This is a genomic window from Pseudomonas inefficax, assembly GCF_032164165.1.
Taxonomy (GTDB): Bacteria; Pseudomonadota; Gammaproteobacteria; order Pseudomonadales; family Pseudomonadaceae; genus Aquipseudomonas; species Aquipseudomonas inefficax.
Genome location: NZ_CP134401.1, coordinates 191,721 through 214,402 on the forward strand (window position 1 = coordinate 191,721; position 22,682 = coordinate 214,402).

The window sequence follows — 22,682 nt, forward strand, 5'->3', positions numbered from 1 at the left end:
AAAGGCCGCGCGCAAAAGGCGCAGGTTCAGTCGGCATTCTGCCGCTTGGCCGCCTTCTTGGCGATAGCCTTCATCCGCGTTGCCGCCCGCTGCACGGTGGCCATCTTCTCGGGGCGCTTCATGCCCCGCCATTTGCGGATTTCCTCACGGGTACGACCGCAGCTCACGCACAGCTCGCTATTGAGCTGGCACAGCGAGACGCAGGGGTTGTCGATGTCTTTGGCCATGCCGCCACTCAGCCGGGCAATTCTGCCTGCGCGCGCTCGGCGGCGCTGTGGAACACCTGGCGCACTTCCTCGGCCTTGACCTTGCTGACCGATCGGGCAGCCAGCAGCTCGTCGACCACGCGCAAGCCCTGCTCCACGGCGGTGGCCAGTTGATCGCGGTCGGAGGCGTCAGCGATATCACCCAGATAAGGAGCGATGAGATACACGTAACGGTCCTGCAGCTTGAGCGCTTCCAGCGCGTCGAGGGCTTTCTGGAACCGATCGGCAGCGGCAGGGCTCATGCTCAATTTATCGAAGTGAATCAGGCTCACACGGTCAGTGGCCATTTGGACGAATCTCCGTTTCCTGGTACGGCCAGGTCCACAAGCAGCAGCGCTTCTACGGTGCTCGGATGTGCAGGCCCGGGGAATGCCCATCAGGGTACCAGAACGCGAAGCAGAAAGGGTCATCCCCCCCAGAACTAAAAGTATTTGGCAGGTCGCGTAATGGACGCCCCGAGGCGTTATCGGGACAGGAGCCGCCGTTTCGTGCGCAGGATAATCGCGCCAGCAATCTCCTCGCCGAGACAGTCATCGAACTCGGTCGCCCACACAACTACAAGCCTGCACCAGCAGGTAAGCCGAAAAGGGGCCTCATCATTCATGGCAAAGGAACACATCACCGAAACGCTCGACCTTGGCGTGACGGACCCCTCGAAAACCGCAGAAGCACGCCAGGACCGGCATTTCGAGGGCAAGCTTGACTGGATCGTCTTTGGTTTCACCAGCCTCCTGGCAATCGCTTTCGTCCTCTGGGGCTTCCTCAACCAGGCCAGCCTCGCCAGCAGAGCCTCCAGCGCGCAATCCTGGGTCATACTCAACTTCGGCTGGTTCTTCGTGCTTACTTCCTCGCTGTTCGTGGTGTTCGTGCTGTGGCTGGCCGCCAGTCGTTACGGCCGGGTCCCGCTGGGCCGTGATGGCGAGCAGCCAGAATTCCGCACGGTGTCCTGGGTGGCGATGATGTTCAGCGCCGGCATGGGCATCGGCCTGATGTTCTTCGGCGTTGCCGAACCGCTGTCGCACTATGTGTCGCCACCACCAGCGACGACCGCCGGGCAGTCCAGCGAAGCGATGCAGGTGGCCATGGCCACCACGCTGTTCCACTGGACCCTGCACCCTTGGGCCATGTACGCCATCGTCGGTCTGGTAATTGCCTATGGCACCTTCCGCCGCGGCCGTTCGCAGCTCATCTCCGCCGCCTTCCGGCCGTTGATCGGCAAGCATGCCAACGGCCCGCTCGGCCGCCTGATCGACATGATGGCGATCTTCGCCACGCTGTTCGGTTCGGCGGCCTCGCTGGGCCTGGGCGCGCTGCAGATCGCTGGTGGCCTGGAATACAACGGCTGGATCGAAAGCCCCGGCAAACTGTTCTACATCTCGATCATCACCCTGCTGACCATCGCCTTCGTCACCTCGGCGGTGTCGGGCATCGGCAAGGGTATCCAGTGGCTGTCCAACACCAACATGGTGCTGGCGCTGGTGCTGGCGGTGTTCGTGTTCATGGTCGGCCCGACCCTGCTGATGCTCAACCTGTTGCCAACCTCGATTGGCATCTACGTCAAGATGCTGCCTGAAATGATGGCCCGCACCAATGCCAGCGGCGGTGAACAGATGAACAGCTGGCTGGCCGGCTGGACCGTGTTCTACTGGGCCTGGTGGATTTCCTGGACGCCGTTCGTGGGCATGTTCATCGCCCGCATCAGCCGCGGCCGCACCATCCGCCAGTTCGTTACCGGGGTGCTGCTGGTACCGAGCCTGGTCAGCCTTGTGTGGTTCACCATCTTTGGCGGCGCGAGTATCGAAGCCCTGCGCGAAGGCGCCTTCCAGCTGGCCAATGGCACGGTCAACAGCAACCACGCGTTGTACCAGTTGCTGGACAGCTACCCGCTGGCCTCGGCGACATCCGTGCTGGTGATGGTTCTGGTGGGTATCTTCTTCGTCTCCGGTGCCGATGCGGCCTCGCTGGTGATGGGCACGCTGTCCGAACACGGCACTACCACGCCATCACGGCGCACGGTGATCTTCTGGGGTGCGCTGACCGGTACGGTGGCGGCGATCATGCTGGCAATCGGCGACCCGCGCGATCCTGGTGAGGCGCTGACCGGCCTGCAGAATCTGACCATCGTCGTGGCCCTGCCGTTCGTGGTGGTGATGGTGCTGCTTTGCCTGGCGCTGTATCGCGACCTGCGCAAGGACCCGATGATGCTGCGCCACCTGCGCGGCAACGAACTGATCGAAAAGGCCGTGTTGTATGGTGCGGTGAAGCATGGCGAAGAGTTCTACATTGTGGTGCAGGAGAAGAAGGCTTCGGCCAAACCGACGTCGGCAGAGGCTGAAGTGACCGGCAACTGATTGGGCAAGCCTGTGAGATCGGGGCTGCTGCGCAGCCCTTCGCAGGCACAGCGTGAGCCGCAAGCTTGCGCTGTACCTGTGGGAGCGGGTTCACCCGCGAAGCAGGCGGCGCGGTCAGCCCTTCAACGCCGCCTCTATCCTGGCCACATCGATCTTGCCCATCTGCATCATCGCCTCGAACGCCCGCTTGGCCGCCGCCCGGTCGGGGTGGCCGATGGCTTCGATGAGGATGCGCGGGGTGATCTGCCACGAAATCCCCCATTTATCCTTGCACCAGCCGCAGACGCTGGCCTCGCCGCCATTACCGACGATGGCATCCCACAAGCGGTCGGTCTCTGCCTGATCCTCGGTGCTGACCTGGAATGAAAATGCCTCACAATGGGTGAAGGCCTTACCTCCATTGAGCCCCACGCAGGGGATCCCCATGACGGTGAACTCCACCGTGATCACGTCGCCCTCCCTGCCCGACGGGTAATCACTCGGCGCCTTGTGCAGGGCTACTACCTTGCTGTCGGGAAAGACCCTGGCGTAGAAGCTCGCCGCCTCCTCGGCGTCGTTGTCGTACCAGAGGCAGACGGTGTTCCTGGCAGTCATGGCCTTGCTCCATGAAAGAGTGTGAGCCTATGAGTCTAGCCCGAGTTGCCGGATGGGTCGCTGCAACATCCTGCAGACATTTCCGACACCAGGTAGTGAACCCGCTTACCAAAAAACGGTCTTTCGCTGACGGTCAACCCACCGACCGGTTCATCGGCCCAGTCACCGGGCCTACTTTTGTCCTGTTTCAGCGAAGACCCAACATGCCCGATTCCCGCCTAACTGCTTCCGCCCTCACTGCCCTGCGCGGCGGCCTGATCGCCAGCCTGGTGACCCTTGCCGCGCCGGTGCACGCCGAAGAGCCTGCCAGCGATGCACGCTGGGTCAGCGATAGCCTGAGCACCTATGTGCGCAGCGGCCCCACCGATGGCCACCGCATTGTCGGTACGCTCAAGTCCGGGCAGAAGCTGACCCTGATCGGCACCCAGGGCAACTACAGCCAGGTGCGCGGGCAGAACGGCGATTTGGTATGGATTCTCAGCAACGACCTGCAGTCGGTGCCAGGCCAGAGCGAACGCCTGCCGCAGTTAGATGCCCAGGTCGCGGACCTGACCGGGCAGCTGAAGAACATCGACGACAGCTGGAAGAACCGCGTGCAGGGCATGCAGGAAACCCTCGATTCACGCAAGAAGCTGATAGACGAACTGGAAGCACGCAACAAGGCGCTGAATGAGCAGCTTGACCAGAGCCAGTCGCAGCTGCGCGATACCCAGGCGCGCCTGGGGGACGAGAACAAGCAGGTGATGATGCGCTACATGGTGTATGGCGGCAGCATTGCCGGCGCGGGCTTGCTGGCGGGGCTGATCCTGCCGGCGCTGACCCGTGGGCGCCGGAAAAACGATCGCTGGTTCTGACTGGGCTTTCCTGTACTGGCCTCTTCGCGGGCTTGCCCGCTCCCACAGGTACCGCGCTGGCCTTGAGCCTGATGGAGATGCTGTGGGAGCGGGTTTACCCGCGAAGGGGCCAGTAAGGGCTTACCTGCTACGTGCTTTGTTGTAAATGGTCTTGGCCAGGTCCGCCGAGGCCTGACACTGAGTCATATCACCCTTGGCCTGAGCATCCTTGGCATTTTGCAGGTGGACTTTGAAGTCATGGGCCATGCCGCCATGCATTGCCTGGCCACTGGCCTTGTCGAAATCCTCAAGTTCCTTGATCTTGGCCGCACAGTTGCTCGCCGGGTCTGCGTGTGCGGCAAAACTGAGGACCGAGGCAATCACCAGCAAAGGTATGCATTTCGTGGATTTCATGGAGCGTTCTCCTGGAAAACCTGAAGGGTCGTCGAGATGACATTGGCTCGACGCAGCAAACAGCATAGTCGGCCATACGCCCCGGCGCCTCGCCTCAACCCGGGGACCATGCTCCCTCGGCTAACAGAAAATCGATGAACACCCGCACCCGCAGCGGCATGTGCCGAGCCTGGGGGTAGATCAGCATGAACGGCCGCGAAGTGCCGCCAAATTCGGCGAGCACTTCCACCAGTTCGCCACTGGCCAGTGCATCCTGCACGGTAAAGCGGTAAGCCTGCATCAGCCCGCCGCCATGGCGCACCAGCGTGGCGGTGGCGAGGAAGTCGCCCAGGCAGGTGAACCCACCCTGGGTTTCGATCTCCACCTGCTGGCCCTGCTGGCGAAAGCTCCATGGTGGGTGGCGGCCACTGCTGGGCAGTTCGAACTGGATGCACTCATGTTGCAGCAAGTCGTGTGGTGTTCGTGGCGTGCCGGCACGGGCCAGGTAGCCCGGCGTAGCCACCACCACCAGTTCGGCATCTTCCAGGCGACGCGCCACCAACCGTGAATCGGCCGGCTCGCGGCCACGAATGGCCAGGTCGAATGGTTCCTCGGCAAAGTCGACGTTGCGGTTGCTGACATGCACATCCACCTGCACCTTTGGGTAGCGCTGGCGAAACCGCGGCAGCAGCGGCAACAGCCGGTGGTGGGCATAGGGTGTGGGTGCACTGATGCGCAGCCGACCACTCGGCTCGACTTGCCCACCGGTGACCTGGCGCTCAGCCTCCACCAACTGCCCCAGTGCCTGCCGGCATTGCTGGTAATAGGCCTGGCCGGCTGCGGACAGGCGCATCTGCCGGGTGGTGCGGACGAACAGGCGCACGCCCAGGCGCTCTTCCAGGCGCGCCACGCTGCGGCTGACCGCCGCCGGCGTAACACCGGCCTCCGTGGCCGCAGCAGTGAAGCTGCCGCTGTCGGCGGCCAGGCAGAACAGCTCCAGGCTGCCCAGTTGCAAATCGTCGAAATGGCGGGTCATGACGGCCTGATTGATTACATGATGTATCGATTGAAATGCCCCGCGCCCCATTTTTCAAGTACTGATTGCAACCTACAGTGGCTTCACACCGAGCCCATGGCTCACTTCACTGGAGATCATGCACATGAACACGCCACGCACCGTCATCATTACCGGGGCCTCGAGCGGCCTGGGTTTCGCCCTGGCCGAGGCCTTCCTCGAACGCGGCGACAACGTGGTCGGCAATGCCCGCAGCCAGGCCCGCCTTGAGCAAGCCGCCGCCCGCCTCGGCAACCCATCGCGCTTCATCGGCGTGGCTGGCGACATCGCCGAACCGGGCACGGCGCAGCGCCTGTTCGCCAGCGCCGAGCAAGCCTTTGGCGGGGTCGACCTGCTGATCAACAACGCCGGCATCTTCATTGCCAAGCCATTTGCCGACTACAGCGAAGCGGATGTCGACGCCCTGGTCGGCACCAACCTCAAGGGCTTCTTCTACCCGGCCCAGGAAGCGGCGCGGATCATGACCAGGCAGGGGCATGGGCAGATCATCGCCATCACCGCCTCCATCGCCTTGCAACCGGACACCCGCGTACCCGCCCTGCTGCCGGTACTGGTCAAGGGTGGCCTGAACCAGGCGGTGAAAGGCCTGGCCCTGGAACTTGCAGCCAGCGGCGTGCAGGTGAATGCGGTGGCGCCGGGGATCATCGATACGCCGCTGCATGGCGGCAACACGCAAGGCATGGGCGCGCTGTCGCCCAGTGGCCGCACCGGCTTGCCACAGGATGTTGTGGATGCAGTGTTGTACCTGGCCGACTCACGCTTCGTCAGCGGCGTGATCCTGCCGGTGGATGGCGGTAGCACCGCTGGCATCTGGCATTGAACCGAGGAGCGAGCAACCATGCCCTATGTCCATATTCGCGTGACCGATGAAGGCGTGAGCGCTGAGCACAAGCGCCAGCTGATCGAACAGACGACCCGCATGCTGCAGCAGGTGCTGGGCAAGCCGCCGGCCAGTACCTTTGTGGTGATCGAGGAGGTACCGACCGATAACTGGGGGGTTGGCGGGGAGACAGTGACCGCGGTGCGGGCGCGAGAGCGGGGGTGACCCAGGGGCCGCTTTGCGGCCCAATCGCCGGCAAGCCAGCTCCCACAGGATCACCACAGGCCTGAACATTGTGGGGTCCCTGTGGGAGCTGGCTTGCCGGCGATGGGCTGCACAGCAGCCCCCTACTGGCGCAACCGCTCCAACGCCTGCAACACATACCCCGTGGCCCGCTCCATCTGCCCTTCCCGGCAAGCAATACCCAATTGCCGCCACAACCCCGGCCGCAACGGCCGGCGGGCAATGCGCCGGTCCAGCTCGGCCGCCTCCCCCTCCTGCGGCAGCAGCGTCGCCCCATACCCGGCCCCGACCAGGCTCTTGATCGCATCGTTGTAGTTCAGCTCGATTCGCGGCTCGGGGTACAAGCCCGCGGCCGCGAACCACTCACCGGTCACCCGCGAAAGCTGGGTGCTGCTGTCGTTGAGGATCAACGCCCGCTGCGCCAGCCAGGCCGGCGTGACCCTGGCCGGCGGCTGCCAGTCGGCCGGCACGTAGGCCAGGATCGGGTCGCGCCGCCAGGGCGTAACCGCAAGCCCTTTGCCGGCCACCTGTGGCAAGGCCACCAGGCCGATATCCAGCGTGCCCTCGCGCAGGCGCGCCAACGAAGCCTGGGAGGTCAGCACCTGTACCTGCACATCGATCCCTGGGTGCACCGTACGCAGGTGCTCCAGCGCCTGCGGCAGCAGGTGCGCGATGGCACCGGTGGAAGCGCCCAGGCGTACCCGGCCGGTCAGGCCCTCGACCTGCCGGCGCACTTCATCCAGCGCCAGGTCGGCGTCAGCCAGCAGGCGGCGGGCACGTGCCAGCAGGGTTTCGCCGATGACCGTGGGCCGCACCTGGCCGCGAGTGCGGGTAAGCAACGGGGCGCCGATGCGCGCCTCCAGCTCGGCCACGTGCAGGCTGATGGTGGGCGGTGCCAGGTTGAGCTGGCGAGCGGCTTCGGCAAAGGAGCCCAGGTCGGAGATGACCACCAGGGTGCGGAGGCGATCGAGGCTGATTTCGCGCATGGGCCGACTCATTCAGAAAAGATGAACATGTCGATCATCATATTCAAATTTTCTTTACTACAGCTACCGGCGAGCATAGGCCATCCCTCCCCGACCGGACTTTGACCATGCACACCCCTGTTGTCTTCATCGACGGTGACCAAGGCACCACCGGCCTGCAGATCCACGCCCGCCTGCAAGGCCGCAGCGACCTGCGCCTGCTGACCCTGCCCGAAGCCGAACGCAAAGACCCGCAACGGCGCCGCGAGGCAATCAACAGCGCCGACATCGCCCTGCTGTGCCTGCCCGACGATGCCGCCCGCGAGGCCGTGGCGGCGATCCACAACCCGCAGGTGCGGGTGATCGACGCAAGCTCCGCGCACCGCACCAGCCCAGGCTGGGTCTATGGCCTGCCGGAGCTCGACGAGCAACAAGCCGAGCGCATCGCGCACAGCAAGCGCGTCAGCAACCCTGGCTGCTACCCTACCGGCGCCATCGCCCTGTTGCGGCCACTGGTCAAGGCCGGCCTGCTGCCAGCGGATTACCCGCTGAACATCCACGCCATCTCCGGCTATTCCGGTGGTGGCCGCGCCGCAGTCGAACGGCATGAACAGCCCGCCGCCGGCAAAACCCCGGCCCTGCAACTGTACGGCCTGGAGCTGGCGCACAAGCACGTGCCGGAGATCCAGCAGCACGCCGGGCTGTCGGCGCGGCCGATGTTCATGCCCGGCTACGGTGCCTACCGCCAGGGCATCGTGCTGAGCATCCCGCTGCAGTTGCGCCTGCTGCCCGGCCAGGTCAGTGCCGAACAGCTGCAGGCCTGCCTGCAGCAGCATTACCAGGGTGCCCGCCATGTCCAGCTGATGCCCCTGCACCAGCACGGCGCAGCGCCGAACCTCGACCCCGAGGCGTTGAACGACAGCAACGACCTGCGCCTGGCGCTTTACGCCAACCCTGAGCATGGCCAGGTGCTGCTGACCGCAGTGTTCGACAACCTCGGCAAAGGTGCCTCCGGTGCGGCGGTGCAGAACCTCGACCTGATGCTCGGTGCATTACAGGTACAAGGCTGACCGGCAAAACCGGTTAGACTGTACAGCCCGCGCCCGCATGGCGCGGGCCGTCCATCTACCCGCCGGAGCCCACCCCCCGATGTTCATCCTGAGCCGCCTCGACAGCGTGCCGCCTGAATCTTTCCAGAACCAGATCCGCGAACTGGTGATCCACCACGTCGGCGAACTGAGCAGTGTTGCCATCAGCGCCGACAACCCGCTGTACCCGCTGTACCAGTACGGCGTCGGCATGGAGGTGCACCAGTACCTGCAAGCGCTGGACGGCACCCGCGGCCTGGCCGTGGCGCTTACCCTGGCGCTGGACGCCGAGGCGCCGGACCAGTTGCTGGGTTTTGCGCTGTCATTGCCGGCCGAGGACGATGAACAAGCGTGCGCCCTGGCGTTCCTGGCCGTGCGCGCCAGCCATCGTCGCCAAGGCATCGCCCGCGCACTGCTGGGCGACCTGCAGGCACGCCATGCCTGCGTCGAGCTGAATGCCTTCGCCGGCCAGGTACCGTGGTTCGAAGCGATGGGCATGCAGGTGGTGGCCGCCAACGGGCCGCAGGTACTGATGAGCAGTACCGGCCAGGCTAGCGGCGCGCTGATCGGGCGACTGGATATTGCGCCGATCTACCAGACGGCGGAAGTGATGCAGATCCATACCTACCTGCTCAACCAGCAGGGTGAGGATGCGATGATCGAAGCGGAACAGATGCGGGATGAGCGGCTGGACGAACTGACCGCTCAGGCGCAGGAGTGTGTACGGCAGCGCAAGACCGTGCATTGATCCAAGGACTTCTTCGCGGGTAAACCCGCTCCCACAGGCCCGGTGATATCCCTGTGGGAGCGGGTTTACCCGCGAAGAAGCCGCAACGGCCCGTCAGCCATGCACCCAACGCCGATGCAGCCCACGCGCCAGGGCATCCAGCACGAACCCCAGCACCCCGATCAACAGCACCATCGCCATCAGCTCGGAATACGCCAGCCGGTCGCGGGTATCGAGAATGAAGTACCCCAGCCCAGCACTGACCCCGAGCATTTCGCACGGCACCAGCACGATCCACAGTATACCGATGGCCAGGCGCACGCCGGTCAGCACATGGCCGATCACCCCGGGCACGATCACCTTGCACAAGGTTTCCCAGCGCGTGGCGCTCAAACTGCGGCTCAACTGCAACCAGCGCGGGTCCAGTTGCCTTACCCCGGCCGCCGTGTTCAGCAAGATCGGCCACAACGCAGCAAATGCCAGCAGGAAGTAGATAGGCTGGTCCCCCACGCCCATCAGCATCACCACCACCGGCATCCACGACAGCGGCGAGATCATGCGCAGGAACTGGAACGCCGGCGTGGTCGCCGCCTCCAGGTGCCGGTAGCTGCCCACCAGCAAGCCCAGTGGCACGCCGATCAGCAGCGCCAGCAGCAGCCCGACCAGGATACGCTTGAGGCTGACCCAGATATGCCCGTACACCTCGCCCTGCCCAAGCAACTCGATCAGGCTGGCCAGGGTCGCTGCTGGCGAAAAGCGTGCCGACAAGCCATCGGCCTGGCCGAACAGCGCGACACCGGCCCACCACAACAGCAACAAACCCAGCAACCCGGCCAGCCCCAGGCCGGCATGAACGACATGCGTGCGCATCAGACCGCGAACTCCTCGCTACGCTCGAAGTTATCGGCGATGCCGAACACCGACGGCCCGCCAACGCTGGCGATGGCGTTGCGCACGAAGCGGTCGTCGACCAGATCGCGGGCGGTATGTGCCGGGTCCAGGCCGGCCAGGAACGCGTTATCGCCCTCGATCAGGGTGGTTTTCAGGCGCTTGACCAGTTCTTCGGTGTAGCTGGGGAACGGGTAAGGCTGGAAATCGATGCGCTTTTCGTCCCACTGCTGGTGGCGAATGGCGCCGCTGGCAATGTAACCGGCACGGTCCTCCGCGGCCGGGGCCAGCACTTTGCCAAGCACTGCTGGTTCATGCGGGGTGTACTTGTTGGGGCCGGCTTTGGACAACAATGCAGCGGCCTCGGCGCGGTGGTCACGGGTCCAGTGCTGGGCCTTGACGATGGCGTTGACTACCTTCTGCGACCACTCCGGGCGGTTGTTCAGGTCGTGCTCGTGCATGAACACCACACAGCAGGCGTGGTTGCGCCACACATCGCCGGTAAAGCGCTGCACCCGGCCGACCTTGAGGTTCTCGGCCAGGGCGTTGAATGGCTCGGCGACGATATAGCCGGCGATGCGCTTGCTGGCCAGCGCCGGCGGCATGTCGGATGGCGGCAATACCAACAGGTTGACTTCGTTGCCGGCCAGTGGCGCATTGGCCGGCTTCGACACCGGGGTCAGGCCGTTGTCGTTGAGCATCTGTTGCAGCACGACGTTGTGGATCGAGTACCAGAACGGGATGGCCACGGTCTTGCCGCCCAGCTGCTTCATGTCGTTGATATCCGGGGCCACGGTCAGGCCTGAACCGCCCACATGGTTCCAGGCCACCACCTTGGCCGGCACCTTGCTGCCGTAACGGGCCCATACGGTCATCGGCGACAGCAGGTGAATGACATTGACCTGGCCAGAGATGAACGCCTCGATCACCTGGGCCCAGCTGCGCAGCAGCACCGGGCGCTCGACCTTGATGCCCTCGGCCTCGAACAGGCCGTTGTTGTGCGCGACCAGCAGCGGCGTGGCGTCAGTGATTGGCAGATAGCCGATACGCACTGGCGCGTCGGGCTCGGCGGCGGCACGGGCCTGCAGGCTCGACAGCAACGGCAGTGCACCGGCAGCCGTGAGCATGGCGCCGAGCTTGAGGAAATCGCGACGCGAAGAAGAGGAACAGCAGTCATCCATGCACATGGACAGCCTCCGAGGGCAATGGGGTTGGAGTAGGTTCGACTGTGCGGCTTGCCCGCCGAAGGGTTTTGAGTATTTCGATGCGCAAGGCGCCCAGCTCCTCGACCCGCTGCGTCCGTGGTTGCGGCAGGTCGATGTGCCACTGGCCGAGGGTGTGCGCTGGGTGGTTGCCCAGTAGCAGTACCCGGTCGGAGAGCAGCAGGGCTTCGTCGATATCGTGGGTGATCAGCACCGCCGCCGTGTTGTGGGTGGCGATAAGTTGCAGCAGCAGTTGCTGCATGTCGGCCCGGGTCACTTCATCCAGCGCGCCGAACGGCTCGTCGAGCAACAGCACTTCGGGCTGGCGGGCCAGGCAGCGGGCCAGCGCGGTGCGCTGGGCCATGCCGCCAGACAACTGCGCCGGGTACTGGCCGCGGGCATGGGCCAGGCCCACGGCGGCAATCGCATGGTCGATGCGCGCGCGCCGTTCGGCGGCGGCAAGTTTTGGCTGGCGGGCAAAGTCCAGGCCGAAGGCGACGTTCTTTTCCAGGTTCAACCACGGCAACAGGCTGGGGTCCTGGAAGGCCACCGCCAGGCGTGGGTGCGGGCCTTGCAGCGGTTGGCCGTGCAGGGTCACGCTGCCACCGCGGGGCTGCTGCAGGCCGGCCAGAACCCGCAGCAGGCTGGACTTGCCGACCCCGCTGGGGCCGAGGATGGTCACCACTTCGCCGGGGGCCAGTTGCAGGTCGAACTGCGCCAGCACCGCCTGCCAGCCACCCTCGCGCGGATAGCCCAGGCTGATGTCGCGGGCTTCGAGCAACACTGGGCTCATGCCGCGCCCGCCTGGCGTTGCAGTTCGGCGCGCAGTTGCACCAGGCTGGGCGTGACGATCGGCACGAAGGCCGACTCGCGCCAGCGGCGGGCAAAGCCTTCACCGTACTCGCTGAGGTAAGCCTTGCCACCACTGGCCTGCAACTCTAGCTGTACGGCGTCGGCAGCGCTTTCGGCCAGGGTGATGCGCAGCTTGAACAAGGCTGCCGGCTGCTGCTGGAAGCGGCCATCGAGCAGGCCCTGCTTGAGCTCGCTCACGGTGTTTTCCAGGCGCTCGCCGAGCACCTGGCGTGCTTCGTCGAGGAAGGATGCACGGCCATGCAGGTGTGCCTGCACTTCCGCCAGTGCCCGCCGCGCCAGGCCAATGGCCATGCCGCACTGCAGCGCCAGGAAAGCCGGGCGTACCCGAGGCAGGAACTCGCGGGCATTTTCGTGCAGCAACCAGCCGCGCTGCAATTGCACCTGGTGGAAGGCCAGTGCCGCGGTGTTGCTCGACTGCAGGCCCATCAGTTGCAGGTCGTCGGAACGCTCCAGGCCCTGCGCGTCGGATGGAATGGCCAGCACGAACGGTGCTCCACCGGCTTCGTCTTCGATAGCCGCAGCCACCACGAAGCCGCTTTTGCGCAGGTTGGTCACCCAGTGCAGGCGCCCTTCCAGCTGCCAGCCATCGGCTGCCGGGCGGCCGCGCACCTGCAGCGCTTCGATGCCGGACAGGAACTTCATGGCGTTGGACAGCCCGGTGGCGCCGGCCAGTTCGCCAGTCAGCAGGCGCGGCAACAGGTGCTCGCGCAGGGGCTGGTTGGGGCTGTGCAGCAGGTATTCGATGAAGGCGCGCTGGCCCCAGCAGACGAACGCCGCTGCCAGCGAGCGGCTGGCGATTGCGGCGATGGCCTCGACCGCGTTGGTCACTTGCCCGCCCGTGCCGCCCAGGGCCGGGTCGACACCGACGCGCAGCAGCTGCGATTCGGCGATTTGCGCCAGTACCAGCTGCGGCTCGCAGTGGCCCCGGTCAATGGCCTCGGCATTGGCATCCAGCCAGTGTCGAAATGCACAATCTTGCATGGTCTTGCTCCTTTTGGGACGCCGGGGCCGCTGTGCGGCCCGTTCGCGGCACAAGGCCGCTCCTACAACGACCGCATCATGGCCGCTAGCAAACAGGGTCTATGCAGATGGCTGCCAGCGGTACTTGCCGAGCTCGTCATTGAGCGGCGTCTGGGCGAACACATTAGCAAAGTTGCACAGGGTTGCGAGGCTTACGCCCAGAATCACCTCCAGGGCGTTGCCTTCACTGAAGCCGGCGGCGCGGAAGGCCTGGTAAGTGTCCTCGCTGACATTGCCACGGGTGGCGATGACTTCGCGGGCGAACGCGGCCAGGGCTTCATAACGGGCATCGGGCAGCTCGCCACGGGCACGCAGGGCATCGACCACCTCCTGCGGCAGCTTGGCCTTGTTCAGGGCCACGGCCGTGTGGCCGGCCACGCAGAAGTCGCAGCCATGCTGGGTGGCGGCAATCAGCTGCACCACTTCACGCTCGGCCAGGCTCAGTTCGGATTTGCCGTTGAGTGCCGAAACGGTCACGTAGGTTTCCAGCGCCGCCGGGGCATTGGCCAGCACGCCCAGCAGGTTGGGGATGAAGCCGGAATTCTTCTGCGCGTTCTCGAGGAACGGGCGGGCCGCTTCCGGGGCGCTTTGCAGCGTGTGTAAAGTAATGCGCGCGGACATGGAGTAGTCTCCTTTGATGGGTGTCACTACAGTCTGTTGGTTATAAGAACTACCCTCCATATTCATCAGTCGCCTTTCCTTGCTCTAGAGTCTTTGCATTAGATGATTTCATCCAGCCACCTTGTCGATTGGTTATTAGAGGGCCTGGAGCTCGATGCCAGCCTGTTCCATGTAGGCCGCTACTGCGGCGGCTGGCACGCCAGCACCGAAGGCATGGGCAGGGCCAGCTTCCACTTGGTGGTGCAAGGGCATTGCTGGCTGCACATCGACGGCCAGCCCGAGGCACTGCGCCTGGAGGCCGGCGATGCGGTGTTCCTGTTGCGCGACCTCGGCTATCGCCTGGCCAGCGACCAGGACCCGGCCAGTGCCTGCACCCAGCCGCGCCAGCAGATGCAGGCCATGGACGTCGACGCGGTCGATGGCGTGGGGCTGGTATGTGGTTTCTTCCACTTCAGGCCGGGCTTGTCGGCGCTGATCGTCGACGGCCTGGCCGACTGGATATTGCTACGCGCCGATGAACCGGCCGGCCATGCAGCGCGGGCGTTGTTCGAGCTCATTCTGGAGGAATGCCGGCGCGCCGCCGGGCCGTCACAGACGTTGCTGGAGCGGCTGACGCACTTGTTGTTCCTGTATGTGCTACGCCAACAGGTGCATGCCGAGCAGCCATTGGGCGGGCTGGTCGCCCTCGCCCGGCAACCGGCGTTTGCCGGGTTGCTGGAGCAGTTGATCGAGCAACCGGGGCATGCGTGGACGCTGGAAAGCATGGCCGCCTGCACGGGGTTGTCGCGGTCGGCGTTTTTCAAGCGTTTCAACGAACTGGCCGGACAGTCGCCTGGGCAAGTACTGCTGGCGTTGCGCATGCGCCATGCCAGCCAGTTGCTGCGGGCGGGGCATACCGTGGAGCAGGTGGGGGCGCAGGTGGGGTATCAGTCGGTGGCGGCGTTTACCCGGGCGTTTGCCAAGGCGGTGGGGGTGCAGCCGGGGGCGTATCGGCGGCAGCATGAAGGGCGTTAGCCTGCACTGGCCTCTTCGCGGGTGAACCCGCTCCCACAGGGGTATCACAATCTCTGAAACTTGTGGGGTACCTGTGGGAGCGGGTTTACCCGCGAAGAGGCCAGCGCGGGCGACAATTCAGACCTCGGTGAGCGGAATATCTCCTGCCCCTTTACCCTCCCGCCGCTCACCCATCCACGCATTGACCTTCTGCCCGAACTCGGCCGGCGCCTTGCGCCCGAACCGCCGCGCCAAGTCAAGGATGGTCTGCTGCGCCAGGGCCTCTTCCATGCGCTTTTGCGCCCCCAGCATCACCGCATGGATCGCGCACATGCCCTCGGTCGCCCAAGCCGGCGGCGAACCCTCGAACAGGCTGCAACGTTCGCGAATTTCGCGGCAGTCGAAGATCTTCTTCGGCCCGTCGATGGCATTGACGATATCCAGCACGGTGATTTCATCCGACGGCCGCGCCAGCCGGAAGCCACCGCGCACGCCCTCGGTGGCAGCCACCAGCCCGGCACGGGCCAGCTTGGTGAAGACCTTGGCCAGGTACTCCTGGGGCACCCCCTGCAACTCGGCCAGGTCGCGCACGCTGGACTCGCGCGAGTCGCCCCGCTCGTCCACCAGGAACAGCAGGCAATGGATACCGTATTCGACGCCAGCACTGTAGAGCGACATATCTATCTCCGACCAATCTTGTCGCAAATGATACGCCTGTAGTACCTGCTCCGCAAAGTGCGCAGCTGCCGACGGCCGGCCGCTTTCATCCATTTATTCCAGTAAATACGGCTGTTCCGGCCAGGAAATGGCGGTGCGAAGTGTCGCCCTTCTGAAAAAAAGACTTGCAGGCACAAACTACGATCAATACAGTCGTAGTTACTCGAGAGGCACACAACCCGCCCTCGAAGCCCCCTTTCGAACCTTGCGGAGCACCTTCATGAACTCGAACATCCTCATCATCGGTGCCGGCTTTGCCGGTGTATGGAGCGCCCTGAGCGCTGCGCGCCTGCTCGATCAGGCCCAGCGTGCCGACATCAGCATCAGCGTCCTTGCTCCGCAGCCTGAACTGCGTATCCGCCCACGCTTCTACGAGGCCGACGTGCACGGCATGAAGGCCCCGCTGGGCGAGCTGTTCGAAGCCGTGGGCATTCATTTCATTCCGGGCAACGCCGACAGCATCGATACCGAAGGGCGCAGCGTCAGCTACACCGACGCCCAGGGGCACCGCCAACAGATCGCCTACGACCGCCTGATCCTCGCCGCTGGCAGCCAGGTCGCACGCCCGGCAGTGCCTGGCCTGGCCGAACATGCATTCGATGTCGACCAGATGGAATCGGCCATGCGCCTGGAACAGCACCTGGTCGGCCTGGCCGCCCTGCCCGCTTCGCCCGCACGCAACACTGTGGTGGTTTGCGGTGGTGGCTTCACAGGTATTGAAACGGCCACGGAAATGCCTGCCCGCCTGCGTGCCATCCTTGGCGCCAGTGCAGCATTGCGGGTGGTGGTGGTCGACCGCGGTGCGCACGTTGGCGCGGCGCTGGGCGCGGGTATCACGCCGTCGATCATCGCCGCCTGCAAACAGGCCGGGGTCGAGTGGAAGGCCGGGGCTTCGGTGGTGGCCGTCGATGCCGGTGGCGTTACCTTGGACAACGGCGACCATATCGCCAGCAACACCGTGATCTGGACCGTTGGCGTCAAGGCCAGCCCGTTGACTGCACAGGTTGCCGGCGAGCGTGACAACTTCGGCCGGCTGAAAGTGGACGACCACCTGAAGGTGCTGGGCCAGGACCATGTGTACGCCACGGGCGACACCGCCTGGGCCGCTGTGGACGAGCTGGGCAACCACGCCCTGATGACCTGCCAGCACGCCATCCCCATGGGCCGCCACTCCGGCAACAACGCAGCGGCTGACCTGCTCGGCCTGCAGCCGGTGTTGTACCGCCAGCCCAAGTACGTCACTTGCCTGGACCTGGGCGAATGGGGCGCGGCCTACAGCGAGGGTTGGGAACGCGAACTGAAACTGCATGGCCAGGAAGGCAAAGACCTCAAGCGCCAGATCAACTCGGTATGGATCTACCCGCCAGCGGCCGATCGCGCCCTGGCACTGGCCGCTGCCGACCCGCTGATCGCGATCGCTTGACCATAAACCTGACAAAACCGCCGCCTGATGGCGGTTTTGTCAATTAGTGTCATGACATGAAATGACCTTTCGAGAATGATGGCCATATGGCATCATTCAAGACAAAAAGAAATCAAGAGGTGAGGCACACAACTGAATCCGCAGCGCTTCCAGAGCCTGGCGCCACTTCCGGTGACCCGGCCATCCGCCCAAGCTCCTGAGGCCTGCACGCCACCATCAAGGAGCATGTCATGCAATCAAGGAATTTGAAGATCGGCATTCGCGCTGCCTGCGTGTTCGCCCTGTTGGGCATCCTGGTCCTGTTCATGGGCCTTGCCGCACTTTACGAAACCCGGCAGATGGACAAGGCCACGGACGAAATCCGGGTCAACTGGATGCCCGCCGTGGTGGCACTGAGCGAGATCAGCAGCAATCTTGGCCGCTCCCGCGCCCTCACCCTGCGTACCGCACTGGACAACAACCCCAGCGAACGCAACCGCAACCTGCAGCTGCTCGACGATACCAATGCCAAGATGAAGGATGGCCTGAAGGCATACCAAGGCACCATCACCGCCGCCGATGACCGCGCCCTGTTCGACACCTTCGATAGCGCGCACCAGCAATACCTCGAACTGCAGACACGCGTGCTGCAGGACATTGCTGCTGGCCGCATGGAAGACGCAAAGCAGCAGATCACCGGCCCTCTGAGCCAGCGCGCCGACAGCATGATGCAAGCCATGGCGGCGCTGATCGCCTACAACGGCAAAGGTGCCGAACAAGCCTCGCAGCGCAGCAGCGACGTGGCTGACGAGGCGTTCATCGCGATCATTGTCTCGCTGCTGGTGATCATGCTGGCGCTGGTCGCCCTTGCCACCGTGCTCACCCACAGCATCGTCGTGCCGCTGGCCGATGCAGTGAGCGTGGCCGAACGCGTGGCGACCGGCGACCTGACCCAGGACATCCGTGTAGTCGGCCGCGACGAGCCTGCCTTGCTGCTGCGCGCCCTGGGCCGCATGCAGGGCAGCCTGCGCGACACCATCCGCCAGATCGCCGCCTCGTCCGACCAGTTGGCCTCGGCTTCGGAGGAACTGCACACCGTCACCGAAGACACCAGCCGCGGTCTGCACCAGCAAAGCGCGGAGATCGACCAGGCGGCCACCGCGGTCAACCAGATGACTGCGGCGGTCGAGGAAGTGGCGAACAACGCCGTGAGCACCGCCGACGCCTCGAAGGGTGCCGACCAGACCACCCGTGATGGCCGCGACCGGGTCAACCAGGCGCTGGCTTCCATCCAGCATCTGGTGGCTGACGTGACCGGCACCTCGGCCGAGATCGAACAGCTGGCCAACAATGCCAACGAGATCAGCCGTGTGCTGGACGTGATTGGCGCGATTGCCGGGCAGACCAACCTGCTGGCGCTGAATGCCGCCATCGAAGCGGCCCGCGCCGGCGAGGCGGGCCGTGGCTTTGCGGTGGTTGCCGATGAGGTACGCGCCCTCGCCCACCGCACCCAGCAGTCGACCGCAGAGATCGAGCAGATGATTGCCGGTATCCAGAACGGTACCGAGCGGGCGGTGACGGCGATGCACAGCAGCCAGGGCCGCGCCAGCGGCACGCTCGAGGTGGCGCAAGGCGCCGGTCAGGCGCTGGAGGTGATTGCCGAGGCGATAGCCTCGATCAACCAGCGCAACCTGGTGATTGCCAGCGCCTCGGAGGAACAGGCGCAGGTGGCGCGGGAGGTGGACCGCAACCTGGTGAACATCCGCGACCTGGCGATGCAGACCTCGGCGGGGGCCAACCAGACCAGTGCGGCGGCGCAGGATCTGTCGCGGTTGGCGGTGGACCTGAATGGCCTGGTGGCGCAGTTCAAGGTTTGAGCTGAAATAGCCGGGGCCGCGTTGCGGCCCATTCGCAGCACAAGGCTGCTCCTACATGCATCGTGATTCCCTTGCAGGAGCAGCCTTGTGCTGCGAATGGGCTGCAACGCAGCCCCGGTTACAGCAACAACGCTCTATCAGTCATTCACACTCACGACCCGCCCCGCCTTCTCGGCAGCCTTGCCCCGGGTCGCCAGGCAGTAATACAGCGGCACCGTCACCAGCAGGCCGAACAGCCACGAAAGGTCAGCCCCTTCGACGATATTGGAGTACGGCCCCACATACAGCGACGTATTGGCAAACGGCAACTGCACCAGGATGCCGCAGGCATAGGCAACGATCGCGTGGTGGTTGAAGCGGCCATAGACGCCGCCGTCGGCCCTGAAGATCGAGGCGATATCGTACTGGCCCTTCTTGATCAGGTAGAAGTCGATCAGGTTGATCGACGCCCATGGCACCAGCACCAGCAGCAGCGCCAGGATCAAGCCGATGAACTGGCCGATGAAGTCCGCCGATGCATTCAGCGCCACCATGCCGCAGCCCACCAGAATCACCCCAGCCAGCACCACCCGCACCTTGATGCTCGGTGTCCACTCGGCAATGAAGGTCTGGATCGCGGTCACGATCGACAGCACCGCACCATACAGGTTGAGCGCGTTGTGGCTGATGATGTTGAGCAGGAACAGCACCATCAGGATCGGGCCCAGCCAGCCGGTGGCCTGCTTTACCGCATCCATCGCATCGGTACCTTCCGGCACGCACAGCACCGCCACCGCACCAAAGCTGAAGCACAGGATGGTGCCCAGGGTAGCGCCGAAGTAGGTGGCCCAGAACGGCTTGGCAATGCCCACTTCACGCGGCAGGTAGCGCGAGTAGTCGGAGGTGTACGGCGAGAAGCTGATCTGCCAGATGGTGCCCAGCGACACGGTGGCGATGAAGCCCGACAGGTTGAACGCGCCACGGCTGAAGAAGTCGGCCGGCAGTTCCTGGGCGAACATCATGATGAAGCCGGCCAGCAGCGCCGAACCCATCACCCAGGTACCGATGCGGTTGAGGATATGGATGAAACGGTAGCCGATCACGCCGATGGCGGTGGCACTCAGCGCACCGATCACGATCGCGCCCGGCATCGGCACGCTCGGGGCAATGCCGTGAATGGTCTTGCCCGCCAGGACAATATTGGAAATGAAGAAGCCGACATAGATCAGCGCGGTGAAGAACACGATCAGCAAGGCACCGTAGCGGCCGAACTGGCCGCGGCTCTGCACCATCTGCGGAATGCCCAGCTGCGGTCCCTGCGCAGAGGCAAGGGCAATGACCACGCCCCCGACCAGATGGCCCAGCACGATGGCGACCAAGCCCCACAACAGGTTCAGGTTGAACACCTGGACCACCATGGCACCGGTGACGATGGGCAGTGGCGCGATGTTGGTACTGAACCAGAGGGTGAACAGGTCGCGCGCCTTCCCGTGGCGCTCGGCAGGTGGAACGTAATCGACCGTGTGATTCTCGACAAACTGGTGTTGCGACGACGGTTGGGACATAGGATTCAGCTCGAAAGGTCGTTTTTATCTTTGTAAGGAAACCGCATCTAGGCGGCCTCTCAGCTGCGGACCATATTATGGTATTCCAAACTTTTGACAACACTGATCCGTAGGAAAAAACGCCCACTGATCCGCTCGCGCAAGCCCTGCGGCAAACCGCCACACCGCTCAAACGCACGGTATACGTGGGCTTGAGCCGTTCATCGCGCAATACCCTTGCTTGAAAATTCCGCTTGCAAAATAGGTATTACGGTATACCATCAGACACATCAACGATAAAAACCGCGGACCACCGCAGCCCTATAGAGGTACACCAGATGATCGACGCAACCATCTACAAGCAGGTTCTGGGCTCCTTCCCGTCCGGCGTTACCGTCATCACTACCCAGGACGACGACGGCTCGGTCGTCGGCCTGACCGCCAGCGCCTTCTCCTCCCTGTCGATGGACCCGCCGCTGGTGCTGTTCTGCCCCAACTACACCTCCGACTCCTACCCCGTGCTGATCAGGCAGAAGCGCTTCGCCATTCATCTGTTGTCCGGTGAACAGCAGGCCGAAGCCTACGCGTTCGCCAAGAAGGGCAAGGACAAGGCCAGCGGTATCGAGTGGTCCCTGAGCGAACTGGGCAACCCGATCCTGGCCGGTGCCACCGCGGTCATCGAATGCGAACTGTGGCGCGAGTATGAAGGTGGCGATCACGCCATCATGGTCGGCAAGGTGCACAACCTGATCGTCCCTGCAGAGGCGCCACGGCCGATGGTGTATTGCCGCGGCAAAATGGCCAGCCTGCCGGCCTTTGCCTGAAGCCTGTTCTGAATCGAGACCGCTGGCGCCAACCCTGCCAGGCGCCAGCCCCTTTCAAGCGTTGAGGAAAGCCCCATGAAATTTTCGTTGTTCGTGCACATGGAACGTTGGGATGAACAGGTCAGCCACCGCCAGCTGTTCGAAGACCTGACCGAACTGACCTTGATGGCCGAGAACGGCGGTTTCAGCACCGTGTGGATCGGCGAACACCACGCCATGGAATACACCATCTCACCAAGCCCGATGCCGCTGCTGGCCTACCTGGCTGCGCGCACCGACAAGATCCGCCTGGGCGCCGGCACCATCATCGCGCCGTTCTGGAACCCGATCCGTGTGGCGGGCGAATGCGCCCTGCTCGATGTGATCAGCAACGGCCGCATGGAAGTGGGCCTGGCCCGTGGCGCCTACCAGTTCGAATTCGACCGCATGGCTGGTGGCATGCCGGCCACCGACGGCGGCAAGGCCCTGCGCGAAATGGTGCCGGTGGTGCGCAAGCTGTGGGAAGGCGACTACGCCCATGACGGCGAAGTCTACAAGTTCCCGACCTCCACCAGCGTGCCGAAGCCATTCAACGCCACCCCACCGATGTGGATCGCCGCCCGCGACCCGGACTCGCACAACTTCGCCGTGGCCAATGGCTGCAACGTCATGGTCACCCCGCTGATGAAGGGTGACGAGGAAGTGCTGGACCTGAAGAACAAGTTCCAGGCTGCACTGGACAACAACCCGGGCGTGCCGCGCCCGCAACTGATGGTGCTGCGCCACACCCACGTGCACAGCCCGGCCGAGCCGGAAGGCTGGAAAGTCGGCGCCCAGGCCATCTCGCGCTTCTACCGCACCTTCGATGCCTGGTTCGGCAACAAGACCACCCCGGTCAACGGCTTCCTCGAGCCAAGCCCGGAATCGAAGTTCGCCGAAGTGCCGGCGTTCGAGCTGGAGAACATCCGCAAGAACACCATGATCGGCACGCCGGAAGAGATCATCGCGCGTATCAGGTACTACCAGGAACTCGGCGTCGACGAGTTCAGCTTCTGGTGCGACAACAGCCTGCCCCACGCCGAGAAGAAGAAATCGCTGGAGCTGTTCATCAAGGAAGTGGTGCCGGCGTTCGCCTGATTTCCCATTGCCTGGAACATTGCGGGACACGCCCGCTCCCGTGGGCCCTGTGGCCCGCGTGAGCGGGCTTTTTTTGAGTATTGATCCGTTGCCTATACCGGCCTCTTCGCGGGTAAACCCACTCCCACAGGACTGGCGCAGACCATGAAACCTGTGGGGTACCTGTGGGAGCGGGTTCACCCGCGAGAGGCCGGTACAGACAGCACAAAAATCAAGGCATCAGCCCACCTTTCGTCCCCCCGCAAGAGAAATTTCCAGCCGCCTCTTGCAC

General features: G+C 64.2%; 24 protein-coding genes. 11 read left to right on the top strand and 13 right to left on the bottom strand.

What is annotated here, in order from left to right; genetic code table 11:
- Positions 1-26: 26 nt before the first annotated feature.
- Together RIN61_RS00825 and RIN61_RS00830 are read right to left on the bottom strand one after the other, a co-directional pair.
- Positions 27-227 (bottom strand): DUF1289 domain-containing protein, encoded by a 201-nt coding sequence (locus tag RIN61_RS00825; protein WP_112252613.1) that lies wholly within the window; start codon positions 225-227, stop codon positions 27-29.
- Between the two features lie 8 nt (positions 228-235).
- The gene (locus RIN61_RS00830) at positions 236-553 is read right to left on the bottom strand and encodes a hypothetical protein (protein WP_112252614.1); all 318 of its coding nucleotides are present in this window, start codon (positions 551-553) and stop codon (positions 236-238) included.
- Between the two features lie 315 nt (positions 554-868).
- On the opposite strand from RIN61_RS00830, the gene RIN61_RS00835 reads away from it, so the two are divergent.
- Complete coding sequence (locus RIN61_RS00835) at positions 869-2,617, top strand: BCCT family transporter (protein WP_112252615.1); 1,749 nt, start codon at positions 869-871, stop codon at positions 2,615-2,617.
- A 114-nt stretch (positions 2,618-2,731) separates the two neighbouring features.
- Here RIN61_RS00835 and RIN61_RS00840 read toward each other — a convergent pair whose 3' ends face one another.
- Entirely contained in the window at positions 2,732-3,211 is a 480-nt protein-coding gene (locus tag RIN61_RS00840; protein WP_112252616.1) for a VOC family protein, read from the bottom strand.
- Between the two features lie 203 nt (positions 3,212-3,414).
- Here RIN61_RS00840 and RIN61_RS00845 point away from each other — a divergent pair, with 203 nt between their 5' ends.
- The gene (locus tag RIN61_RS00845) at positions 3,415-4,065 is read left to right on the top strand and encodes a TIGR04211 family SH3 domain-containing protein (protein ID WP_112252617.1); all 651 of its coding nucleotides are present in this window, start codon (positions 3,415-3,417) and stop codon (positions 4,063-4,065) included.
- A gap of 120 nt (positions 4,066-4,185) precedes the next feature.
- Here the strand turns inward: RIN61_RS00845 and RIN61_RS00850 are convergent, their stop codons facing one another.
- Positions 4,186-4,458 carry a PA2433 domain-containing protein gene (locus RIN61_RS00850; protein WP_196178189.1) on the bottom strand — a complete coding sequence of 91 codons (273 nt, stop codon included), beginning with the start codon at positions 4,456-4,458 and terminating at the stop codon, positions 4,186-4,188.
- Between the two features lie 94 nt (positions 4,459-4,552).
- Positions 4,553-5,473 (bottom strand): LysR family transcriptional regulator, encoded by a 921-nt coding sequence (locus RIN61_RS00855; RefSeq protein WP_215521258.1) that lies wholly within the window; start codon positions 5,471-5,473, stop codon positions 4,553-4,555.
- Between the two features lie 124 nt (positions 5,474-5,597).
- Between RIN61_RS00855 and RIN61_RS00860 the strand changes: the two genes are divergently transcribed.
- A complete protein-coding gene (locus RIN61_RS00860; protein ID WP_215521257.1) occupies positions 5,598-6,332 on the top strand; it encodes an SDR family NAD(P)-dependent oxidoreductase in 735 nt (244 codons plus the stop codon).
- Positions 6,333-6,350: 18 nt separating this feature from the next.
- A complete protein-coding gene (locus RIN61_RS00865) occupies positions 6,351-6,557 on the top strand; it encodes a tautomerase family protein (RefSeq protein ID WP_061551649.1) in 207 nt (68 codons plus the stop codon).
- A 122-nt stretch (positions 6,558-6,679) separates the two neighbouring features.
- On the opposite strand, the gene RIN61_RS00870 is transcribed toward RIN61_RS00865, so the two are convergent.
- The gene (locus tag RIN61_RS00870; RefSeq protein WP_313855298.1) at positions 6,680-7,561 is read right to left on the bottom strand and encodes a LysR family transcriptional regulator; all 882 of its coding nucleotides are present in this window, start codon (positions 7,559-7,561) and stop codon (positions 6,680-6,682) included.
- Between the two features lie 107 nt (positions 7,562-7,668).
- Here RIN61_RS00870 and argC point away from each other — a divergent pair, with 107 nt between their 5' ends.
- Together argC and RIN61_RS00880 are read left to right on the top strand one after the other, a co-directional pair.
- Positions 7,669-8,610, top strand: a complete 942-nt coding sequence (gene argC / locus RIN61_RS00875) for an N-acetyl-gamma-glutamyl-phosphate reductase (RefSeq protein ID WP_013973018.1) — start codon at positions 7,669-7,671, stop codon at positions 8,608-8,610.
- A gap of 79 nt (positions 8,611-8,689) precedes the next feature.
- Positions 8,690-9,376, top strand: coding sequence for a GNAT family N-acetyltransferase (locus RIN61_RS00880; RefSeq protein ID WP_112252621.1), 687 nt, complete (start codon positions 8,690-8,692; stop codon positions 9,374-9,376).
- Between the two features lie 93 nt (positions 9,377-9,469).
- Here RIN61_RS00880 and RIN61_RS00885 read toward each other — a convergent pair whose 3' ends face one another.
- From RIN61_RS00885 to RIN61_RS00905, 5 genes are all read right to left on the bottom strand, one after another.
- On the bottom strand, positions 9,470-10,225 hold the full coding sequence (locus RIN61_RS00885) for an ABC transporter permease (protein WP_112252622.1): 756 nt from the start codon (positions 10,223-10,225) through the stop codon (positions 9,470-9,472).
- On the bottom strand, positions 10,225-11,430 hold the full coding sequence (locus RIN61_RS00890; protein WP_112252623.1) for an ABC transporter substrate-binding protein: 1,206 nt from the start codon (positions 11,428-11,430) through the stop codon (positions 10,225-10,227). The genes RIN61_RS00885 and RIN61_RS00890 overlap by 1 nt, the downstream gene beginning before the upstream one ends.
- Positions 11,417-12,238, bottom strand: a complete 822-nt coding sequence (locus tag RIN61_RS00895) for an ABC transporter ATP-binding protein (protein ID WP_054572569.1) — start codon at positions 12,236-12,238, stop codon at positions 11,417-11,419. Before RIN61_RS00895 ends, RIN61_RS00890 begins: the two co-directional genes overlap by 14 nt.
- Complete coding sequence (locus RIN61_RS00900) at positions 12,235-13,299, bottom strand: acyl-CoA dehydrogenase family protein (protein WP_112252625.1); 1,065 nt, start codon at positions 13,297-13,299, stop codon at positions 12,235-12,237. Before RIN61_RS00900 ends, RIN61_RS00895 begins: the two co-directional genes overlap by 4 nt.
- A gap of 99 nt (positions 13,300-13,398) precedes the next feature.
- Entirely contained in the window at positions 13,399-13,959 is a 561-nt protein-coding gene (locus RIN61_RS00905) for a carboxymuconolactone decarboxylase family protein (protein WP_112252626.1), read from the bottom strand.
- 102 nt (positions 13,960-14,061) lie between these two features.
- Between RIN61_RS00905 and RIN61_RS00910 the strand changes: the two genes are divergently transcribed.
- Positions 14,062-14,973 (top strand): AraC family transcriptional regulator, encoded by a 912-nt coding sequence (locus tag RIN61_RS00910; RefSeq protein WP_112252627.1) that lies wholly within the window; start codon positions 14,062-14,064, stop codon positions 14,971-14,973.
- Between the two features lie 117 nt (positions 14,974-15,090).
- Here RIN61_RS00910 and RIN61_RS00915 read toward each other — a convergent pair whose 3' ends face one another.
- On the bottom strand, positions 15,091-15,630 hold the full coding sequence (locus RIN61_RS00915; protein ID WP_112252628.1) for an RrF2 family transcriptional regulator: 540 nt from the start codon (positions 15,628-15,630) through the stop codon (positions 15,091-15,093).
- A 259-nt stretch (positions 15,631-15,889) separates the two neighbouring features.
- On the opposite strand from RIN61_RS00915, the gene RIN61_RS00920 reads away from it, so the two are divergent.
- Together RIN61_RS00920 and RIN61_RS00925 are read left to right on the top strand one after the other, a co-directional pair.
- Positions 15,890-17,092, top strand: a complete 1,203-nt coding sequence (locus RIN61_RS00920; RefSeq protein WP_112252629.1) for an NAD(P)/FAD-dependent oxidoreductase — start codon at positions 15,890-15,892, stop codon at positions 17,090-17,092.
- Positions 17,093-17,322: 230 nt separating this feature from the next.
- Positions 17,323-18,948: a methyl-accepting chemotaxis protein gene (locus tag RIN61_RS00925; RefSeq protein ID WP_112252630.1), complete on the top strand. Its 1,626-nt coding sequence runs from the start codon at positions 17,323-17,325 to the stop codon at positions 18,946-18,948.
- Positions 18,949-19,085: 137 nt separating this feature from the next.
- On the opposite strand, the gene RIN61_RS00930 is transcribed toward RIN61_RS00925, so the two are convergent.
- Positions 19,086-20,492: a purine-cytosine permease family protein gene (locus RIN61_RS00930; RefSeq protein WP_313855306.1), complete on the bottom strand. Its 1,407-nt coding sequence runs from the start codon at positions 20,490-20,492 to the stop codon at positions 19,086-19,088.
- 317 nt (positions 20,493-20,809) lie between these two features.
- Between RIN61_RS00930 and RIN61_RS00935 the strand changes: the two genes are divergently transcribed.
- Both RIN61_RS00935 and RIN61_RS00940 read left to right on the top strand, forming a co-directional pair.
- Positions 20,810-21,295: a flavin reductase family protein gene (locus tag RIN61_RS00935; RefSeq protein ID WP_112252633.1), complete on the top strand. Its 486-nt coding sequence runs from the start codon at positions 20,810-20,812 to the stop codon at positions 21,293-21,295.
- Between the two features lie 75 nt (positions 21,296-21,370).
- Positions 21,371-22,411, top strand: coding sequence for an LLM class flavin-dependent oxidoreductase (locus RIN61_RS00940; protein ID WP_112252634.1), 1,041 nt, complete (start codon positions 21,371-21,373; stop codon positions 22,409-22,411).
- Positions 22,412-22,682: the final 271 nt, after the last annotated feature.